General features: G+C 72.8%; 17 protein-coding genes. 13 read left to right on the top strand and 4 right to left on the bottom strand.

Annotated features, from left to right (window positions below):
• Positions 1-3 precede the first annotated feature (3 nt).
• The 4 genes from OG352_RS09325 to OG352_RS09310 all read left to right on the top strand — a co-directional run bounded on the left by OG352_RS09325 (position 4) and on the right by OG352_RS09310 (position 4,195).
• Positions 4-1,032: an HAD hydrolase-like protein gene (locus OG352_RS09325; RefSeq protein WP_329215919.1), complete on the top strand. Its 1,029-nt coding sequence runs from the start codon at positions 4-6 to the stop codon at positions 1,030-1,032.
• Between the two features lie 120 nt (positions 1,033-1,152).
• Complete coding sequence (locus tag OG352_RS09320; RefSeq protein ID WP_329215918.1) at positions 1,153-2,196, top strand: FecCD family ABC transporter permease; 1,044 nt, start codon at positions 1,153-1,155, stop codon at positions 2,194-2,196.
• A complete protein-coding gene (locus tag OG352_RS09315; protein WP_329215917.1) occupies positions 2,193-3,311 on the top strand; it encodes a FecCD family ABC transporter permease in 1,119 nt (372 codons plus the stop codon). The genes OG352_RS09320 and OG352_RS09315 overlap by 4 nt, the downstream gene beginning before the upstream one ends.
• Positions 3,312-3,328: 17 nt before the next feature.
• Positions 3,329-4,195, top strand: a complete 867-nt coding sequence (locus OG352_RS09310; RefSeq protein ID WP_329223769.1) for an ABC transporter ATP-binding protein — start codon at positions 3,329-3,331, stop codon at positions 4,193-4,195.
• On the opposite strand, the gene OG352_RS09305 is transcribed toward OG352_RS09310, so the two are convergent.
• Positions 4,179-4,526 (bottom strand): SCP2 sterol-binding domain-containing protein, encoded by a 348-nt coding sequence (locus OG352_RS09305; RefSeq protein WP_093780510.1) that lies wholly within the window; start codon positions 4,524-4,526, stop codon positions 4,179-4,181. The genes OG352_RS09310 and OG352_RS09305 overlap by 17 nt on opposite strands.
• A gap of 42 nt (positions 4,527-4,568) precedes the next feature.
• Between OG352_RS09305 and OG352_RS09300 the strand changes: the two genes are divergently transcribed.
• The 6 genes from OG352_RS09300 (at position 4,569) to OG352_RS09275 (ending at position 10,795) form a co-directional block, all read left to right on the top strand.
• Complete coding sequence (locus OG352_RS09300) at positions 4,569-4,862, top strand: hypothetical protein (RefSeq protein WP_329215916.1); 294 nt, start codon at positions 4,569-4,571, stop codon at positions 4,860-4,862.
• Positions 4,863-4,939: 77 nt separating this feature from the next.
• Positions 4,940-5,755, top strand: a complete 816-nt coding sequence (locus OG352_RS09295; RefSeq protein WP_329215915.1) for a TlyA family RNA methyltransferase — start codon at positions 4,940-4,942, stop codon at positions 5,753-5,755.
• Positions 5,752-6,657 (top strand): NAD kinase, encoded by a 906-nt coding sequence (locus OG352_RS09290; RefSeq protein ID WP_329215914.1) that lies wholly within the window; start codon positions 5,752-5,754, stop codon positions 6,655-6,657. Before OG352_RS09295 ends, OG352_RS09290 begins: the two co-directional genes overlap by 4 nt.
• 193 nt (positions 6,658-6,850) lie before the next feature.
• A complete protein-coding gene (gene recN, locus OG352_RS09285; protein ID WP_329223768.1) occupies positions 6,851-8,569 on the top strand; it encodes a DNA repair protein RecN in 1,719 nt (572 codons plus the stop codon).
• 63 nt (positions 8,570-8,632) lie between these two features.
• Entirely contained in the window at positions 8,633-9,415 is a 783-nt protein-coding gene (locus tag OG352_RS09280) for a hypothetical protein (RefSeq protein WP_329215913.1), read from the top strand.
• Positions 9,416-9,667: 252 nt separating this feature from the next.
• Entirely contained in the window at positions 9,668-10,795 is a 1,128-nt protein-coding gene (locus OG352_RS09275; protein WP_329215912.1) for a glycosyltransferase family 4 protein, read from the top strand.
• Positions 10,796-10,799: 4 nt separating this feature from the next.
• On the opposite strand, the gene OG352_RS09270 is transcribed toward OG352_RS09275, so the two are convergent.
• Entirely contained in the window at positions 10,800-12,461 is a 1,662-nt protein-coding gene (locus tag OG352_RS09270; RefSeq protein ID WP_329215911.1) for a PucR family transcriptional regulator, read from the bottom strand.
• A gap of 113 nt (positions 12,462-12,574) precedes the next feature.
• On the opposite strand from OG352_RS09270, the gene OG352_RS09265 reads away from it, so the two are divergent.
• Entirely contained in the window at positions 12,575-12,868 is a 294-nt protein-coding gene (locus tag OG352_RS09265) for a hypothetical protein (RefSeq protein ID WP_329215910.1), read from the top strand.
• Between the two features lie 6 nt (positions 12,869-12,874).
• Here OG352_RS09265 and OG352_RS09260 read toward each other — a convergent pair whose 3' ends face one another.
• Entirely contained in the window at positions 12,875-14,257 is a 1,383-nt protein-coding gene (locus OG352_RS09260) for an FAD-binding oxidoreductase (protein WP_329215909.1), read from the bottom strand.
• A gap of 96 nt (positions 14,258-14,353) precedes the next feature.
• Entirely contained in the window at positions 14,354-16,156 is a 1,803-nt protein-coding gene (locus OG352_RS09255; protein WP_329223767.1) for a glycoside hydrolase family 15 protein, read from the bottom strand.
• Between the two features lie 469 nt (positions 16,157-16,625).
• Between OG352_RS09255 and OG352_RS09250 the strand changes: the two genes are divergently transcribed.
• Together OG352_RS09250 and OG352_RS09245 are read left to right on the top strand one after the other, a co-directional pair.
• On the top strand, positions 16,626-18,350 hold the full coding sequence (locus tag OG352_RS09250) for a CTP synthase (RefSeq protein WP_329215908.1): 1,725 nt from the start codon (positions 16,626-16,628) through the stop codon (positions 18,348-18,350).
• Between the two features lie 89 nt (positions 18,351-18,439).
• A complete protein-coding gene (locus tag OG352_RS09245) occupies positions 18,440-19,066 on the top strand; it encodes an NUDIX hydrolase (RefSeq protein WP_329215907.1) in 627 nt (208 codons plus the stop codon).
• The last annotated feature ends 68 nt before the right edge of the window (positions 19,067-19,134 follow it).

Here is a 19,134-nt window from a genome sequence, read left to right as displayed (position 1 = left end):
GCAATGAGCCGGAGCGTCAGGACGAGGCCCGAGGCCAGTGGGCAGGCCCTGAGCGAGGCGTACGACACGGCGCTGCTCGACCTCGACGGGGTGGTGTACGCGGGGGGTGACGCGATCGCGTACGCCGTCGAGTCGCTGGCCACCGCCCGCGCGGGCGGGATGCGGCTCGCGTACGTCACCAACAACGCGCTGCGGACGCCGGACACCGTGGCCGAGCACCTCACCGAGCTGGGGATACCGACGGGGGCCGAGGAGGTCATCACCTCGGCGCAGGCGGTCGCGCGGCTGATCAGTGAGCAGGTGCCGGCGGGTTCGCGGGTGCTGGTGATCGGCGGGGAGGGGCTGCGGGTCGCGCTGCGGGAGCGCGGGCTCGAGCCGGTCGAATCGGCGGACGACGATCCGGCGGCCGTCGTGCAGGGGTTCGGCGGGCCCGACCTGCCGTGGGGGCGGTTCGCCGAGGCGTCCTACGCCGTCGCGCGCGGGGTGCCGTGGTTCGCGTCCAACACCGACCTGACGATCCCCAGCGGGCGGGGCATCGCGCCGGGCAACGGGGCGGCGGTGCAGGTCGTACGGATCGCGACCGGCGCCGAGCCGCAGGTCGCGGGCAAGCCGCTGCCTCCCATGCACCGGGAGACGATCCTGCGGACGGGCGCCGAGCGGCCGTTGGTCGTCGGGGACCGGCTGGACACGGACATCGAGGGGGCGTTCAACGGGGAGGTCGACTCGCTGCTCGTGCTCACGGGGGTCACGGACGGTGCTCAACTGCTCGCCGCGCCGCCGCAGCACCGGCCGACGTATGTCGACAACGACCTGCGCGGGCTGCTCACCGGGCAGCCGGAGGTGGGCGTGGCCGACGGCGGGTTCCGGTGCGGTGGCTGGACGGCGACCGCGCGGGCGGACCGGCTGGAGCTGGACGGCGAGGGCGAGGCCCTGGACGGGCTGCGGGCGTTGTGCGCGGCGGCCTGGACGGCGGCGGGGGAGGGGAGTTGCGAGCTGGACGGGGGCAAGGCGCTGGCGCGGCTGGGGTTGTGAGCCCGTGAGCCCGTGAGTCTCTGAGCGACCCGAACCCGTGAGCGGTCCCGAACCTGTGAACCCGGCAACGGTCGTGACCAGGGATCGAGGGGGAATGGCAGGGTAGGCTAACCTAACTACGTGTTGGTCGACAGTGTTCCCGAGCAGCGCGCGGAGACCGCCCCCGCGCCCCCGAATCGCCACGCGACACGTGCCGTTGGGCTGCTTGCCGCCGTGGCGGTCCTGGCGTTGGTGGCGGTGGCGAGCATCGCCGTCGGGGCCAAGGAGTTGTCCGTCACGCAGGTCTGGCACGGACTGTTCGAGGACTCGGGGACGTACGCGGACGTCGTCGTCGACGAGCGGCTGTCGCGGACCGTGCTCGGGCTGCTCGTCGGGGCCGCGCTCGGTCTGTCCGGGGCCGTGCTCCAGGCGCTGACGCGCAATCCGCTGGCCGACCCCGGGCTGCTCGGGATCAACGCGGGCGCCTCGGCCGCCGTCGTCACCGCCATCACCTACTTCGGTGTCACCAGCCTGACCGGCTATGTGTGGTTCGCCTTCTTCGGGGCGGCCGCGGTCGGCGCGCTGGTCTGGTTCCTCGGTGGCAGCCGGGGGGCCACGCCGGTGCGGCTCGCGCTCGCCGGCACCGCGATCAGCGCCGCGCTCTACGGGTACATCCAGGCCGTGATGATCATGGATGAAGCGGCGCTGTCCAGGATGCGTTTCTGGACGGTCGGTTCGCTGTCCTCGGCGACCGACGAGATCATCTGGCAGGTGCTGCCCTTCCTGGCCGTCGGCACGTTCCTCGCGTTCGTCCTCGCCCGGCCGCTGAACGCCGTGGCCATGGGCGACGACACCGCCAAGGCGCTCGGCGCCGACCTGAACCGGACCCGGGCGCTGTCGATGCTCGCCGCGACCGTGCTGTGCGGCGCGGCGACCGCCGCCTGCGGGCCGATCGTGTTCGTGGGGCTGATGGTCCCGCACGTCGTGCGCTCGTTCACCGGCCCCGACCTGCGCTGGATCATGCCGTACGCGGCCATCCTGTCGCCGGTGCTGCTGCTCGGCTCCGACGTCATCGGCCGGGTCGTCGCACGGCCGTCCGAGGTGCAGGTCGGCATCATCACCGCGATCATCGGCGGGCCGGTCTTCATCTTTCTCGTACGACGGCGGAGGACGGCCCAGCTGTGAAGACCACGAACGCCACGAACACCACGAACACCGCGCAGAAGACCCTTCATGCCCCTCGTGCGCTGCGTACGCCGGGTGGGCTGTCCGTCCGGCTGGATCCTCGGGCGCTGGTCGTCGTCGTGCTGCTGGTGGTCGCCGCGCTCGCCGTGAGCGTGGTGCTGATCGGCACCGGCGACTTCCCGATCTCGTCCGGTGACGTCGTCAGGACGCTGTTCGGCCACGGCAACGCCGGGCAGGAGTTCATCGTCAACGAACTGCGGCTGCCGCGCGTCCTGGTGGGGCTGCTCGTCGGCGCCTCGCTCGGGCTCGGCGGGGCGCTGTTCCAGGCCGTGTCGCGCAACCCGCTGGGCAGTCCGGACGTGCTGGGGCTCGGGCAGGGGGCGACGGCCGGGGCGCTCGTGATGATCGTGCTGTTCTCCGGGAGCGCCGCCCAGGTGACCGTCGGCGCGCTGGTGGGCGGGCTGGTGACCGGCGCCCTGATCTACCTGCTGGCGTGGAAGCGGGGCGTGCACGGGTACCGGCTGGTGCTCGTCGGCATCGGCGTCTCGGCCGTCGCGACGGCGGTCAACGGATACCTGCTCACCAAGGCCGACTTCGTCGACGCGGCCCGCGCGGTCGTCTGGATGACCGGCACCCTCGACGGCCGGGACTGGAAGCAGGTCTGGCCGCTGCTCGCCCTGGCCGGCGTGCTCGTACCGCTCGTCCTCGCCAACGCGCGCGGGCTGCGGATGATGGAGATGGGCGACGACGTCTCGCACGCGCTGGGCGTGCGGGTGGAGCGGGTGCGGCTGCTGCTGATGGTCTCCGCCGTACTGCTCACCGCGGCGGCCACCGCCGCCGCGGGCCCCGTCAGCTTCGTGGCGCTCACCGCGCCGCAGCTCGCCCGGCGGCTGACCCTCCCCCGCTGCCTCAAGGGCGCGGGAGGTGCCCCCATGCCCGGGCCGAACCTCGTGCCGTCCCTGTGCATGGGCGCGGTCCTGCTGGTCACCGCCGACTGGGCCTCGCAGCGGCTCTTCGGCGACGGACAGCTGCCCGTGGGCGTGGTCACCGGCGTGCTGGGCGGGGTCTACCTGCTGTGGCTGCTGGTCACCGAGCGCAAGGCGGGCCGGATATGACCACCGCCACTGCGGACATGAGCGCCACCCCTTCCGGAAGCCGCGGGTCGAACAACCGAAGGAGCACCGTGAACCGCCTCTCCGCCGAGAACGTCACCCTCGCCTACGACCAGCGGGTCATCGCCGAACAGCTGTCGGTGGAGATACCCGACAACTCCTTCACCGTGATCGTCGGCCCCAACGCCTGCGGCAAGTCGACGCTGCTGCGGGCGCTGTCGCGGATGCTGAAGCCGAGCCACGGCCGGGTGCTGCTCGACGGGCAGGTCATCCAGTCGATGCCCGCGAAGAAGGTCGCGCGGACGCTGGGGCTGCTGCCGCAGTCGTCCATCGCGCCCGACGGGATCACCGTCGCCGACCTCGTCGGCCGCGGACGCTACCCGCACCAGGGCATCCTGCGGCAGTGGTCGGCCGAGGACGAGCGGGTCGTGCAGGAGTCCATGGCGCAGACCGGGGTCGCCGAGCTCGCCGACCGGTACGTCGACGAGCTGTCCGGCGGGCAGCGGCAGCGCGTGTGGATCGCGATGGCCCTGGCCCAGCAGACCCCGCTGCTGCTGCTCGACGAGCCGACGACCTACCTCGACATCCAGCACCAGATCGACGTACTGGACCTGTGCGCGGAGCTGCACGAGGAGCAGGGGCGCACGCTCGTCGCCGTGCTGCACGACCTCAACCACGCCGCCCGCTACGCCACCCACCTGATCGCGCTGAAGGGCGGCGAGGTCATCGCGCAGGGCGCGCCGAACGACGTCGTCACGGCCGCTCTGGTGGAGGAGGTCTTCGGGCTGCGCTGTCAGGTCATCGACGACCCCGAGACGGGGACTCCGCTGGTGGTGCCGGCGGCGCGGAAGGCACGCGCGCGCGAGACGGTCACAGCAGCTTCCTGAGCTGGAACAGGTCCCGCAGACCGGCCTCCAGCTTCACCCGGCCCGAGCCCCAGGCCTTCGCGAAGTTCAGCCCGCCGTCGACCAGCGCGACCAGGTCGTCGCCGCTCATGGTCAGCCTGATCTGGGCCTTCTCCCGAGGGGGCCCTTGCAGGGTGTCGTGGACGACGATCCGGCCGTCCGCCATGCGGCCGACGAACGTGACGTCCAGGTCGGTGATCCGGCAGCTCACCGAACGGTCCAGGGCCGCGGCCGCCCGGACGTCCCCTTCGGTGCTCTGCATGTTGTCCGAGAGCTTCTCGAGTGCGGCGCGGCACTCCTCGATCGTGGCCATCGTGATCGACGGTACCTCAGCGGTTCGAGGTAGCGTCTGGGCATGAGCGACACAGCGCCGGGGGCGGAGGCGGAGACAGGCGCGGGTGCGGGTGCGTCGACGGAGGCCGCGCCTGAGACGGCGGAGCACGGCCCCGCCGCGCCTGCCCCGCTGAACGTCTCCCGCACGCCCACCGGTGACGCCGAGGTCGACGCCCGTCTGGACCGGCTGGCCGACGCCGACCACCTCGCCACGGACGGGCACCTCGAGGTGTACGAGGATGTACACCGGGGACTGCGCGACGCGCTCACCGCGCTCGACGCCCGCCCGGGAACTCCGGGGCCCCCGACGTCGTAGGGCAATAGGGACTAGCAACACGCAACACGCAACGGGCAACACGCAGCAGGCAACACGCAATAGGAGCTGAACCGAACGTGGCAGGAGTCGCACGGCGCCGTCTGGACGCGGAGCTGGTCCGCCGGAAGCTCGCGCGCTCGCGTGAGCATGCCGGGCAGCTGATCGCCGCCGGGCGGGTCTCCGTCGGGAAGACCGTCGCGACCAAGCCGGCCACGCAGGTGGAGACGGCCGCCGCGATCGTCGTCGCCGTCGACGGCGACGACCCCGACTACGTGTCCCGGGGCGGGCACAAGCTCGCCGGCGCGCTGGCCGCCTTCGTACCGCGGGGGCTCGTGGTGCAGGGGCGGCGGGCGCTGGACGCCGGGGCGTCCACCGGGGGGTTCACCGACGTGCTGCTGCGGGCGGGCGCCGCGCATGTCGTCGCGGTCGACGTCGGATACGGACAACTCGCCTGGTCTCTTCAGAGCGATGAACGCGTCACGGTCAAGGACCGTACGAACGTACGCGAGTTGACGCTTGAAGCGATCGATGGGGAGTCTGTGGATCTTGTCGTGGGGGACTTGTCCTTCATCCCGCTCGGGTTGGTCCTGCCCGCCCTTGCGCGGTGCACCAAGCCGGACGCGGACCTGGTGATGATGGTCAAGCCGCAGTTCGAGGTGGGGAAGGAACGGCTCGGCAGCGGAGGCGTCGTACGGAGTCCGCAGTTGCGGACGGAAGCCGTGCGGGGCGTGGCCGGGAAGGCGTGGGAGCTGGGGCTCGGGGTGAAGGGTGTCACCGCCAGTCCGCTGCCCGGGCCTTCGGGCAATGTCGAGTACTTTCTGTGGCTCCGGGCCGGGGCGCCTGCCCTGGACCCGGCGGATGTTGACCGTGCAGTTGCGGAGGGGCCGCGTTGACTCAGAACCGAGCTCGAACTGTTTTCCTGCTTGCCCACACCGGGCGGCCCGCGGCCATTCGCAGCGCCGAGCTGGTGGTCAAGGGGCTGCTGCGCGAGGGCATCGGGGTGCGCGTCCTGGAGTACGAGGCCGCCGACCTGCCCCTGCCTGACGAGGTGGAACTCGTCTCCGAGGCCACCCCGCAGTGCCTGGAGGGGTGCGAGCTGCTCATCGTCCTGGGCGGTGACGGCACGCTGCTGCGCGGCGCGGAGTTCGCGCGGGCGTCGGGGGTGCCGATGCTCGGCGTCAACCTCGGCAGCGTCGGCTTCCTCGCCGAGGCCGAGCGGGACGACCTCGACAAGGTCGTCGACCGGGTGGTGGCGAAGGCGTACGAGGTCGAGGAGCGGATGACCGTCGACGTCGTCGTGCATCGCAACGGGGACATCGTGCACACCGACTGGGCGCTGAACGAGGCGGCCGTGCAGAAGGCGGGCGCCGAGAAGCTGCTGGAAGTGGTGCTGGAGATCGACGGGCGGCCGGTCACCGGGTTCGGGTGCGACGGGATCGTCCTGTCGACGCCGACCGGGTCCACCGCCTACGCGTTCTCCGCCGGTGGGCCTGTGGTGTGGCCCGAGGTGGAGGCGTTGCTGATGGTGCCGATCAGCGCGCACGCGTTGTTCGCGAAGCCGTTGGTCACCTCGCCGGATTCGGTGCTTGCGGTCGAGGTGCTGCCGCACATTCCGCCGGGTGTGCTGTGGTGTGACGGGCGGCGGACCGTCGAGTTGCCCGCGGGGGCTCGGGTCGAGGTGCGGCGGGGGGCTGTGCCGGTTCGGCTTGCCCGGCTGCATCACGCTTCGTTCACGGATCGGCTGGTGGCGAAGTTCGCGTTGCCTGTTTCCGGGTGGCGTGGGGCTCGGCCGTAGCCGTTTGCGCAGTTTGTAGGGGGTGGCGGGGAACTCGCGGCGGCTGCGGGCCTGTTGTGGCTGGTCGCGCCCGCGCGGCGGAGCCGCATGCCGATGCGGCCCCGCGCCCCTGGGCGGGTCCACTCGCCCGGGTGACGGGCCGCCTCGCACTTTGCCTCCCCGACCTCGTAAGGTTCGGGTCGTGTTGGAGGAGATGCGGATACGGTCGCTCGGGGTCATCGACGACGCGGTTGTCGAGCTGTCGCCCGGGTTCACCGCCGTCACGGGTGAGACGGGTGCGGGCAAGACCATGGTGGTCACCAGCCTCGGGCTGCTGCTCGGCGGGCGCGCCGATCCCGCGCTCGTGCGGATAGGTGCCGAGAAGGCGGTCGTGGAGGGGCGGATCGCCCTGCCCGCGGGCGCCCCGGTGGTCGTACGGGCCGAGGAGGCCGGGGCCGAGCTCGACGACGGCGCCCTGATCATCAGCCGTACCGTTTCCGCCGAGGGGCGGTCGCGGGCGCATGTGGGCGGGCGGAGTGTGCCCATGGGCGTGCTCGCCGAGCTCGCCGACGAGCTGGTGGCCGTGCACGGGCAGACCGACCAGCAGGGGCTGCTGAAGCTGTCCCGGCAGCGGCAGGCGCTCGACCGGTACGCGGGCGACGCGGTGACCGTGCCGCTCGCCAAGTACACCGAGGCCTACCGGCGGCTGCGGGCCGTGGCCGTCGAGCTGGAGGAGATCGTCACCCGCGCGCGGGAGCGGGCTCAGGAAGCCGACATGCTGCGCTTCGGGCTCGACGAGATCGCCGGCGTCGAACCACGCGCCGGGGAGGACGCGGAGCTGGCCGAGGAGGCCGAGCGGCTCGGGCACGCGGAGGCGCTGTCGTCCGCCGCGACGGCCGCTCACGCCGCTCTGGCCGGTAACCCGGAGGATCCCGAGGGCATCGACGCCGCCACGCTCGTCGCGGGCGCGCAGCGGGCCCTGGAGGCCGTCAGGTCGCACGATCCGGCGCTGGCCGCGCTCGCCGGCCGGATCGGGGAGATCGCGATCCTGCTGGGCGATGCGGCGGGCGACCTCGCGGGGTACGCCGACGACCTCGACGCCGATCCGCTGCGGCTGTCGGCCGTCGAGGAGCGGCGGGCCGCGCTCACCGGGCTCACGCGCAAGTACGGTCCGGACGTGAACGCCGTTCTCGCCTGGGCCGAGCAGAGCGCCGCCCGGCTCACCGAGCTGGACGGCGACGACGAGCGCATCGACGAACTGACCGCCGAACGGGACGGCCTGCGGGCCGAACTCGGCGGGCTGGCGCAGGCGCTGACGGACGCGCGCACGGAGGCCGCCGAGCGGTTCGCCGCCGCGGTGACCGCCGAGCTGGCCTCCCTGGCCATGCCGCACGCGCGCGTGTCGTTCGACATCCGGCAGACCGAGGACCCGGAGGGTGTCGAGGTCGGCGGCCGTGCCGTGGTGTACGGGCCGGCCGGCGTGGACGAGGTCGAGCTGCTGCTCGCCCCGCATCCCGGCGCCCCACCACGGCCCATCGCCAAGGGCGCGTCCGGCGGTGAGCTGTCGCGCGTGATGCTCGCCGTCGAGGTCGTGTTCGCGGGGACGGATCCCGTGCCGACGTATCTCTTCGACGAGGTCGACGCGGGCGTGGGGGGCAAGGCGGCCGTGGAGATCGGGCGGCGGCTGGCGCGGCTCGCGAAGACCGCGCAGGTCGTGGTCGTCACCCACCTTCCGCAGGTCGCGGCCTTCGCCGACCGGCAGTTGCTGGTGGAGAAGACCGACGACGGGTCGGTGACCCGGTCCGGCGTGAAGATCCTGGAGGGCGAGGACCGCATCAGGGAACTGTCCCGGATGCTCGCCGGCCAGGAGGACTCCGAGACGGCCCGCGCACACGCGGAAGAGCTGCTGGCGACAGCGCGGGCGGACGGATAGCGGCACCCCTGGACGCTCTGGCCGCCGTGACGTGGACATGCGCCGTTTCCCTAAGGTGAGGGCATGTTCATACGCGTACGAAGGGGACGGGGCACGGCGTTCGCAGCGGCGGCCGGGCTGACACGGGCGACGGCGGCGGTGTTGCGGGCGACGGCGCCCGGTGGGCGGGCGCGCTGGGAGCGCGAGAACCATGCGGGGCGGACGGTCGGGTTGTACGCCGGCCCCGCCGTCGCTCTGGCCGGCGCGGTCGCGGCCGGGCGGGTGGCTCCGGGCGCCGCGCTCGCCGTGGGCGTCGCCGGGATCTGCGGGGCGTACGACGACGTCGTCGGCGTCGGCGATCCGCGGCGGGGCTTCCGGGCGCATCTGGGCGCGTTGCGGCAGGGCGAGGTCACGAGCGGGGCCGTGAAGCTGTTCGGGATCTCGGCGGCCGGGCTGGTCGCGGGGGCGCTGCTGAAGGAGCGGCCCCTGGACAAGGTGCTCGCGGGGGTGGTGATCGCCGGGGCCGCGCACTTCGTCAACCTCGTGGACGTACGCCCCGGGAGGGCCGCCGGTGCCGTACTCGCGCTCGCTGCACCGGGGTTGCTGCGGGCGGGGGCGGCCGGGGAACTGTCCGCCGTGGCGGTCGGGGCCGGCGCGGCTGTGCTGCCCGAGGATCTGGGTGGGCGGGAGATGCTCGGCGACAGCGGGGCGCACGCGTTGGGCGCGCTGCTCGGGGTGGCGGTGGTGGCCGGCGACGGGCGTGCGGGGCTCGTCGCGCACGCCGCCGCCGTGGTGGCCGCCGCGGTGTGCGGGGAGCGGGTGAGCGGGGCGGCGAGATCCGCGTTCGGGTGGTCGGGACTCGGGTAGTCGCGAGTCCGGCGATCGAAACTCGGGTGATCCAGGCTCAGGGATTCGAACGGAACCTGGCTTTCCTCACCCGTGTGGGTGATGCGGGGGGTCCTGTTGCCGGGTGCCGGGGTGCTCGGCGGCACGGAACACCCGTACGTGCTGGCATCCTTGGGCGTAGAACGTGGAGGACGTCAGCGGTCCACCCCTCCGCCCGGTCCTTCCGTACGTTTCTTCGTGACCGTCCGACGCCGAACCAGGAGCCCCGGCCACGTGAGCAGCCACTCACCGCACGGCCAGTCCGCGCTGCGCACCGTGCAGGTGCTGGGCGGCGGCAACGCCGGCAGCAGCGCGCATGTGCGCTCCCTGGCCGCGGGGCTCGTCGCGCGGGGCGTGCGAGTGACCGTGTGCGCCCCCGTCGAGGCCGATCGCGCCTACGACTTCACGGGCGCCGGAGCCGAACACGTGCACGTGCCGCGCAGCAGCGATCCGGGGTCCGTGGCGGCGCTCCGGGCGGCCTGCACGGACGCCGACCTGGTCCACGCGCACGGGCTGCACGCCTCCTTCCGGGCCGTCCTCGCACTCAGCGGCCGGCACACCCCGCTCGTCGTCACCTGGCACAGCCGGGCGCACGCCGAAGGGGCCCGCGCCCATCTGCTGCGGCTGCTGGAACGGCGGGTCGCGAGGACGGCCGCCGTGGTCCTCGGCACCACCTCCGACCTCGTGGACCGGGCCCGCCGTACAGGCGCCCGCGACGCGCGGCTCGCCGCCGTGGCGCTGCCCGAACCCCGCCGGGGCGAGGGGCCCGAGGAGTCCGAGCAGCCGGCCTCCAAACTGCGGGCCGAACTCGGCGCCATCGGACGCCCGTTGCTCATGGCGGTCGGCTCCCTGGACCGCCACCGCGGCTACGACCTCCTGCTGGACGCCTCGCGCGCCTGGCGCCGGCTGGACGCCGTGCCCCTGGTCGTCGTCGCCGGGGAAGGGCCGCAGCGGGCGGAACTCCAGCGCCGTATCGAGGACGAGGAGTTGCCGGTCCGGCTGCTCGGGCGGCGGGACGACGTGAGCGAACTGCTCGCCGCCGCCGACCTGGCGCTGCTGCCGGGCGGCGAGGAGTCACGGTCGGTCCTGGCGCAGGAGGCGCTGCACGCACGCGTGCCGCTCGTCGCGGCCCTGGCCGGCGGCATCCGCGAACTCGTCGGCGACGCCGCCGAATTGGTACCGCCCGGCGACGCGGAGACCTTCGCCGCCGTCGTCGTACGACTCCTCGGCGACCCCGAACGCTGCGAAGCCCTCCGGGACTTGGGCACCGGGCAGGCGGCCACCTGGCCCACCGAGGACGAGACCGTCGCCCAAGTCCTCAGCGTCTACGACGAGTTGACGCAGCCCCGACCGATGATCTGACTCCTCAGAGCACGTGCCGTCGTGCCTGCAGCGCCAGGCTCAACGCCAGGACCGTCTGCGGGTCGTCGAGGTCGGTGCCGAGCAACTCGCCGATGCGGGCGAGGCGGTTGTACAGCGTCTGGCGGTTCAGGTGCAGTTCGCGGGCCGTCTCCGCCTTGCGGCCCGCGTGCGCCAGGTAGGTCTCCAGGGTGGGCAGCAGGGGCGGCCTGGAGCGGTGGTCGTGGTCGCGGACCGGGCCGATCGCGCGGTCCACGAAGGCCGCCAGGTCGGGGTGTTCGCGCAGCCGCCACAGCAGCAGGTCGATGTCGAGGCGGCGGGCGTCGTACCAGGGGCGGTCCGGCAGGCCCTGCGCGGCGGTCGCCGTCTCCGCCGCGTGCCGCAGGCTTGCCGAGGCGGCCGCCCAGCCGCCCGCGACCCCGACGACGACCACCGGCGGCGCGGCCCCCGGCCGACGCATCCCGGCCCGTGCCACGCCGGCCCGCAGCGCCGCCGCGACCCGGTCGGCCACCGCCGGCCGCTCCGACTCCGCACGCAGCCCCAGCAGCAACGGCACCCGGCCCTCCACCGGCCGTACGCCCAGCAGGACCGGCACGCCCACCGATGCCAACTCCTCGGCCACCGCCCGCGCGAGCACCGCCCAGCCGCCGCCGGGGGAAAGGCCGTCGCCCAGCCGCATCACGACCGGGAGCAGCGGGCCGGCGCCCGGCCTGAAGCCGAGGACGCGCGCCTGCGCCGGAGCGTCCTCGGCGGCGATCCGGCCCTCGCCCAGGTCGGTGAGGAAGTCGCCCCGGCCGCGCGCCGCGAGCTCCTCCTCCTGGCGGGCCTGCATCAGTACCACGGCGAGGATCCCGGCCGCCCGCTCGGCGGCGATCCGGTGCACCGGTGCGAGAGGGGCGCGCACGGGCAGCAGTACGAGCCGGGCGCGCACCGAACCCGCCCCCGGCCCGCCCCCGGGCACGTCCACCAGCACCGAACCGGCGGGCGGCGGCGCGTCCTTGTGCGGGCCGCGCAGCCCCTCCCACACCTGGAGCGGGTCCGCGCCCTCGGGTCCGGCTCCGGCCGCGTACAGGAGTTGGCCGTCGGTCGTCTCCAGGAACACCGGGTTGCCGCTGAAGTCGGCCAGGATGCCCAGCACTTGAGGGATCCCGCCGCCGCCCAGCAGCGCCTCCGTGCAGCGGCGGTGCACTTCCTCGGCCCGCTGGAGCAGCGCGTAGTGGCCGTTGACGATCTCGGTGTGGATCTCCTCCGTGACCGTCACGAAGGGCACCTCGCGGTGCAGTTGGACCAGGGGGAGCCCACTCGCGCGGGCCGTCTCGACCAGGGCGGCGGGCAGCCGGGTGAAGCGCGGGCCCAGCTCGATCACCAGGGCCGTGATGCCCCGCTCGGCCAGCGTGCGGACGAACGCCCGCTGCTCGGCCGGCCGGGTGCCGAGACCGTAGCCCGTGGTCAGCAGCAGTTCGCCGCCCTTGAGCAGCGAGGCGATGTGCGGGACCTCGCCCGCGTGCACCCAGCGCACGGCGCGCTCCAGCCGGTCGGCGCCCGCGAGGACCTCGGGCAGGCCGCTGCGCAGGCCGGGCAGCTCCAGCGCGCGCCGCACGGTGATGCCGGCGCCGTGGCTGTCGAAACGGTGGTCCGTGCGGTGGTCCGTACGGCTGTGGCTGTCCATGCAGCGGACGCTACCCGCGCCGACGTCGGGGCGACATCCGCGACCGGGGTGGGCGGCCCGCGGCCGGGTAGCGGCCGGTCATGCGTGGCCGCCGCGACTTCAGTGTGGTTGCCGTGGCCCGTGAGGACGACAGCCCGGTCGAGGAGCCGCTGCGGGTCGCGGCGCTCGCCGACCGGCTCGAGGTGTTCGCCGAAGCCGGTTTCGGCGAGGCCGTCGAACTCGCCGAGGCCGGCGCCGACCGCGCCGCCCTGGTCCGCGCCCTGCCCCCGGCAGCCGCGGCCACCGTCGGCCTGGTGGGCGACCTGGACGCCGTACGCGCCCGGATCGACGCCTATGCCGAGGCGGGGCTCGACGAGATCGCGCTCGTCCCGGCGACGGCCGGTGACCGGCGGGGGAGCGGACGCTGACGGCGCTCAGGCGGGCTTGATGTTGTGGTTGAAGCGGAAGACGTTGTCCGGGTCGTACCGCCGCTTCACCTCCGCCAGCCGGTGGGCGTTCTCGCTGCCCACACCGGCCACGACCCGGTCGGTGCCCTCGTCGCCGATGAAGTTGAGGTAGACCGCGCCCGTGCTCCACGGCCGTACGGCGGCGCGTACGTCCCGCACCCACTGGACGCACCGCTCGTCGTCCGCCGGGTCCTCCCACAGCCCGAACGGGTGCACGGCCCACGGCGCGTCGCGGTAGGGGACGGGGTACTCGTGCGGGCCGGAGCCGATCGCGCCGCCCTGCGGGAACAGCGCGTGCATGGTGCCCGTCGGCACGGGCACGGACTCGCCGCGCGCGCAGAAGACGTCCACGAGGGCGTCGGGGGCGCCCGTCAGGTACTCCGCCGACCAGTAGTTCCGCATCCCGGGCGGGTCGTCGAGCATGCACTGCACGTCGGCGTACGGCATCGCCCCGACGATCTCCGACTCGTGCGGCAGCGCCAGCAGGGGTTCGGCGAGCTTGCGCATGTCCGCCTCGGCCCCGGCGTACGTCAGCAGGGCCGCGACCAGCAGCGTGCCGACCAGGTGCGGCGGGACGAACTCCGCGGGCGGGCCGGTGACGTAGAGGACCGCGCCGCTCGCCTCGTCCGGGCCTGCCGTGATCACGTCACGGTAGGTGCGGGTGACCTCCCGGCCGTACTCCGGGAGGTACAGCAGCAGGGCGATGGAGAACTCGGGCAGCTCGTGCAGCTTCAGGGTGAGCGCGGTGGCGACGCCGAAGTTTCCGCCGCCGCCGTGCAGCGCCCAGAACAGGTCCGGGTTCTCGTCGCCGCTCGCGTGGATCCGCTCGCCGTCGGCGGTGACCAGCTCGACGCCCAGCAGGTTGTCGACCGCCAGCCCGCAGCAGCGGTCCAGCCAGCCGCTGCCGCCGCCGAGGACGAAGCCGCCGACGCCGGTCGTGGAGGCCCGGCCGCCGGTCGTGGCCAGCCGGTGCGGCTCGCAGGCCCGGTCCAGGTCGCTCATCGTGGCCCCGCCCGCGATCCGTACCGCCTCGGCCGCCGGATCGACGCCGACCGCGCGCATGTGACGCAGGTCCACGACCACGGCCCCGTCGCCTAGCGCCATGCCCGCCACGCTGTGCCCGCCGCCGCGCACCGCGACGCGCAGGTCCAGGTCACGGGCGAAGCGCACGGCCCGGACGACGTCGGACTCGTCCACACACTGGGCGATCACGGCGGGACGGCGGTCGATCATCGCGTTGAAGACCGTCCGGGCCTCGTCGTAGCCCGGATCCCCCGGAGCGAACACGTCGCCGACCAGATCCTCGCGCAACGCGGCGAGTGCCGCGCCCGCCTTCGACGGGGAGGCCATACGGCGCCCCCTTCCATGCAGGGGCTGCTGACCTTCCCAGACTAGGCGCGCGCGGCGCGGCGGTCCTGTTCAGCCGCCGGACCTTGCGGAGCCGGATCAGCCGCCGTACGCCCCCGACGCCGTCAGGCGCAGGGCCGTGTCGATCAGGGGGACGTGGCTGAAGGCCTGCGGGAAGTTGCCGACCTGGCGCTTGAGACGCGGGTCCCACTCCTCGGCGAGCAGACCGAGGTCGTTGCGCAGGGAGAGCAGCTTCTCGAACAGCTTGCGGGCCTCGTCGACGCGGCCGATCATCGCGAGGTCGTCCGCCATCCAGAACGAGCAGGCCAGGAAGGCGCCCTCGTCGCCCGGCAGGCCGTCGACGCCCTCGTCGCCGCCCGAGGTCGGGTAGCGCAGGATGAAGCCGTCCGTGGTGGACAGCTCGCGCTGGATCGCCTCGATGGTGCCGATGACGCGCTTGTCGTCCGGGGGCAGGAAGCCCATCTGCGGGATCAGGAGCAGCGACGCGTCCAGCTCCTTCGAGCCGTAGGACTGCGTGAACGTGTTGCGTTCCTTGTCGTAGCCCTTCTCGCACACGTCCCGGTGGATGTCGTCGCGCAGCTCGCGCCACCGCTCCAGCGGGCCGTCCGCGTCGCCGGACTCGATCAGCTTGATCGTGCGGTCGACGGCGACCCAGGCCATGACCTTGGAGTGCACGAAGTGGCGGCGCGGGCCGCGCACCTCCCAGATGCCCTCGTCCGGCTCGTCCCAGTGCTGCTCCAGGTAGCGGATGAGCTTGAGCTGGAGGAGGGAGGCGTAGTCGTTGCGGGCCAGGCCCGTCATGTGGCCCAGGTGCAGGGCCTCGGTGACCTCGCCGTACACGTCGAGCTGGAGCTGGTGGGCGGCGCCGTTGCCGACCCGGACCGGGCCGGAGTTCTCGTAGCCGGGCAGCCAGTCCAGCTCGGCCTCGCCGAGCTCGCGCTCGCCCGCGATGCCGTACATGATCTGCAGGTTCTCGGGGTCGCCGGCGACCGCGCGCAGCAGCCACTCGCGCCAGGCGCGGGCCTCCTCGCGGTAGCCGGTGCGCAGCAGCGAGGACAGGGTGATCGCCGCGTCGCGCAGCCAGGTGTAGCGGTAGTCCCAGTTGCGGACGCCGCCGATGTCCTCGGGGAGGGAGGTGGTGGGCGCGGCGACGATGCCGCCGGTGGGGGCGTAGGTCAGCGCCTTGAGGGTGATCAGCGAGCGGATCACGGCCTCGCGGTAGGGGCCGTGGTACGTGCAGTGCTCGACCCACTCGCGCCAGAAGTCCTCCGTGGCCTGCAGCGACTGCTCGGGCTCCGGCAGCGCGGGCGGCTGCTTGTGCGAGGGCTCCCACGAGATGGTGAACGCGATCCGGTCACCGGGGGCGACCGTGAAGTCCGCGTACGTCGTCAGCGACTTGCCGTAGGTCTCGCAGTCGGTGTCGAACCACACCGAGTCCGGGCCCGCGACGGCCACCGTACGGCCCTCGTGCTTGTGCACCCACGGGACGACCCGGCCGTAGGAGAACCGCATGCGCAGGGTCGAGCGCATCGGGACGCGGCCCGAGACGCCCTCGACGATGCGGATCAGCTGGGGCGCGCCGTCACGAGGGGGCATGAAGTCGGTCACCCGGACCGTGCCGCGCGGGGTGTCCCACTCGGACTCCAGGATCAGCGAGTCGCCCCGGTAGGTGCGCCGGGCCGCGCGGGGCGGCTGCGCGTCCGAGGCGTGCGCGGGGCCCAGCCGCCAGAACCCGTGTTCCTCGGTGCCGAGCAGACCGGCGAAGATCGCGTGCGAGTCGAAGCGGGGCAGGCACAGCCAGTCGACTGTGCCGTCCCGGCAGACCAGGGCGGCAGTCTGCATGTCTCCGATGAGTGCGTAGTCTTCGATGCGCCCGGCCACGTGCAACTCCAGTCGAACGGCCACGTCGCCCCCATGCGGTACGGGGGCTGTCGCTAGTGCGGTCAAGGGGTGGTTTGTCATGCGTCGTTTAGCGCTGAAGCAAAGCAGTCGGCCGGCCATATAGGCAAAACGCCGATTCTTGCTCAACGAACTGACGGGGTCTCGTTGTTCCGGTGGGATACGGGCTGGGGTGTGCCGTCTTTCCGACCGGACTCGGCAGCGAGTGTCCGAGCAGGATACGACGCACGTAGATGATCTGCGTGCCGCTCCGGACAACGTGGGTGGGCCGAACGGGTGAGCGGCGAGTGATGAACCGGTGCGGGAGCGGCCGTCCGTGTCGGGCCGTGCGCGGAGCGTGGCCGGAAGCCAGGTCTCCGAGGCGCTGATACCCTGGTAGCCCGTGGACCGGTGGTCTCGAAGCCCCCGAACCGCAACCCCAAATAGCGACCACGGGAGCCCCCTCTTGGCCATGACGCCCACTGCTTTTCGATCTGGCACAGCCACGACGACCAAGCACATCTTCGTCACCGGGGGTGTCGCCTCCTCGCTCGGCAAGGGTCTGACGGCCTCCAGCCTCGGCATGCTGCTCAAGGCGCGCGGTCTGCGCGTCGTGATGCAGAAACTCGATCCGTATCTGAATGTCGACCCGGGCACGATGAACCCCTTCCAGCACGGTGAGGTGTTCGTCACCAACGACGGCGCCGAGACCGACCTGGACATCGGCCACTACGAGCGTTTCCTCGACCGCGACCTCGACGGCTCCGCGAACGTCACCACCGGCCAGGTCTACAACACGGTGATCGCCAAGGAGCGGCGCGGCGAGTACCTGGGCGACACCGTCCAGGTCATCCCGCACATCACCAACGAGATCAAGCACCGCATCCGCCGCATGGCGACGGACGAGGTGGACGTCGTGATCACGGAGGTCGGCGGCACTGTCGGCGACATCGAGTCGCTGCCGTTCCTGGAGACGGTCCGCCAGGTCCGGCACGAGGTCGGCCGGGACAACGTGTTCGTGGTGCACATCTCGCTCCTGCCGTACATCGGCCCCTCGGGCGAGCTGAAGACCAAGCCGACCCAGCACTCGGTCGCGGCCCTGCGGAACATCGGTATCCAGCCGGACGCGATCGTGCTGCGCTGCGACCGCGAGGTGCCGACCGCGATCAAGCGCAAGATCTCGCTGATGTGCGACGTCGACGAGTCCGCCGTGGTCGCCTGCCCCGACGCCAAGTCGATCTACGACATCCCCAAGACCGTGCACGGCGAGGGCCTGGACGCCTATGTCGTCCGCAAGCTGGACCTGCCGTTCCGCGACGTGGACTGGACGACCTGGGACGACCTGCTCGACCGCGTCCACAACCCCGACCACGAGATCACCCTCGCGCTGGTCGGCAAGTACATCGACCTGCCCGACGCCTACCTGTCGGTCACCGAGGCGCTGCGGGCCGGCGGCTTCGCCAACAAGGCCCGCGTGAAGATCAAGTGGGTCACGTCGGACGACTGCAAGACCCCGGCGGGCGCCAAGGCGCAGCTCGAGGACGTCGACGGGGTCTGCATCCCGGGCGGCTTCGGCGACCGCGGGGTGCTCGGCAAGGTCGGCGCCATCCGCTACGCCCGCGAGCACAAGGTCCCGCTGCTGGGCCTGTGCCTGGGCCTGCAGTGCATCGTGATCGAGGCCGCGCGCAACCTGGCCGGCATCCCCGACGCCAACTCCACCGAGTTCGACTCGGCCACCGGCCACCCGGTCATCTCCACCATGGCCGAGCAGCTCGACATCGTCGCCGGCGACGGCGACATGGGCGGCACGATGCGGCTGGGCATGTACCCGGCCAAGCTGGCCGAGGGCTCCATCGTGCGCGAGGTGTACGACGGCAAGGAGTACGTCGAGGAGCGGCACCGGCACCGCTACGAGGTGAACAACGCCTACCGCGCGGAGCTGGAGAAGAAGGCGGGCATCCTGTTTTCCGGCACCTCGCCGGACGGCAAGCTCGTCGAGTACGTCGAGTACCCGCGTGACGTCCACCCCTACCTGGTCGCCACGCAGGCGCACCCCGAGCTGCGCTCGCGGCCCACGCGTCCGCACCCGCTGTTCGCCGGCCTGGTGAAGGCGGCGGTGCGGCGGACGGTCGAGGCGACGGCCGAGGCGGGGAAGGCCGAGGCGGGGAAGGCCGAGGCGGGGAAGGCTTCGAAGTAACACACCAGTTGTACGGTGGCCGGGGTGCGAACCTTCAAAGGTTGGCGCCCCGGTTTTCGTTTGCGCACGTGGCACGTGGAAGGACAGGCATGACGATCAAGGACACCCCCGAGGCGTGGGAGATCCGGGCCACGGAGACCCCCTTCGTGGGCAACAAGACCTCGGTCCGCACCGACGAGGTGGTCATGCCCGACGGCTCGGTGGTCCGCCGGGACTACCAGGTCCACCCCGGTTCGGTGGCCGTCCTCGCCCTCGACGACGAGGGGCGGGTGCTGCTCATCAAGCAGTACCGCCACCCCGTGCGGCAGAAGCTGTGGGAGATCCCGGCCGGCCTGCTCGACGTGCCCGGCGAGAACCCGCTGCACGCGGCCCAGCGCGAGCTGTACGAGGAGGCGCACGTCAAGGCCGAGGACTGGCGGGTGCTGACCGACGTGTACCCGACCGCGGGCGGCTGCGACGAGTCCGTACGCGTCTTCCTGGCCCGCGGCCTCTCCGAGGCCGACGGCGAGCGCTTCGCGGTGGCGGACGAGGAGGCCGACATGGAGCACGCGCGCGTGCCGGTCGACGAGCTCGTCCGGGGCGTGCTCGCGGGCGACGTGCACAGCAACTGCCTCGTCGTGGGCGTCCTTTCCCTGATCGCCGCGCGCGCCGGCGACGGGCTCGACGCGCTGCGTCCGGCGGAGGCGCCGTGGCCGGCCCGTCCGTTCGAGTCCTGAACGCACCGCGCCTGAACGCACCCGGCCCGAACACACCGGGCCCGAACCGGCGAGTTCCGGGCGCGCCC

Source organism: Streptomyces sp. NBC_01485 (assembly GCF_036227125.1).
Lineage (GTDB): Bacteria > Actinomycetota > Actinomycetes > Streptomycetales > Streptomycetaceae > Streptomyces.
Note: the sequence above shows the minus strand (reverse complement) of the source record. Positions and strands in the feature narration are given on the sequence as shown.

Coding starts and splice junctions, on each gene's coding strand:
- OG352_RS09310 (WP_329223769.1), top strand. CDS start 3,329: ATGAGCGCCACCCCTTCCGGAAGCCGCGGGTCGAACAACCGAAGGAGC.
- OG352_RS09305 (WP_093780510.1), bottom strand. CDS start 4,526: ATGGCCACGATCGAGGAGTGCCGCGCCGCACTCGAGAAGCTCTCGGAC.
- OG352_RS09245 (WP_329215907.1), top strand. CDS start 18,440: ATGACGATCAAGGACACCCCCGAGGCGTGGGAGATCCGGGCCACGGAG.
- OG352_RS09300 (WP_329215916.1), top strand. CDS start 4,569: ATGAGCGACACAGCGCCGGGGGCGGAGGCGGAGACAGGCGCGGGTGCG.
- OG352_RS09250 (WP_329215908.1), top strand. CDS start 16,626: ATGACGCCCACTGCTTTTCGATCTGGCACAGCCACGACGACCAAGCAC.
- OG352_RS09280 (WP_329215913.1), top strand. CDS start 8,633: ATGTTCATACGCGTACGAAGGGGACGGGGCACGGCGTTCGCAGCGGCG.
- OG352_RS09270 (WP_329215911.1), bottom strand. CDS start 12,461: ATGGACAGCCACAGCCGTACGGACCACCGCACGGACCACCGTTTCGAC.
- OG352_RS09260 (WP_329215909.1), bottom strand. CDS start 14,257: ATGGCCTCCCCGTCGAAGGCGGGCGCGGCACTCGCCGCGTTGCGCGAG.
- OG352_RS09325 (WP_329215919.1), top strand. CDS start 4: ATGAGCCGGAGCGTCAGGACGAGGCCCGAGGCCAGTGGGCAGGCCCTG.
- recN (WP_329223768.1), top strand. CDS start 6,851: ATGCGGATACGGTCGCTCGGGGTCATCGACGACGCGGTTGTCGAGCTG.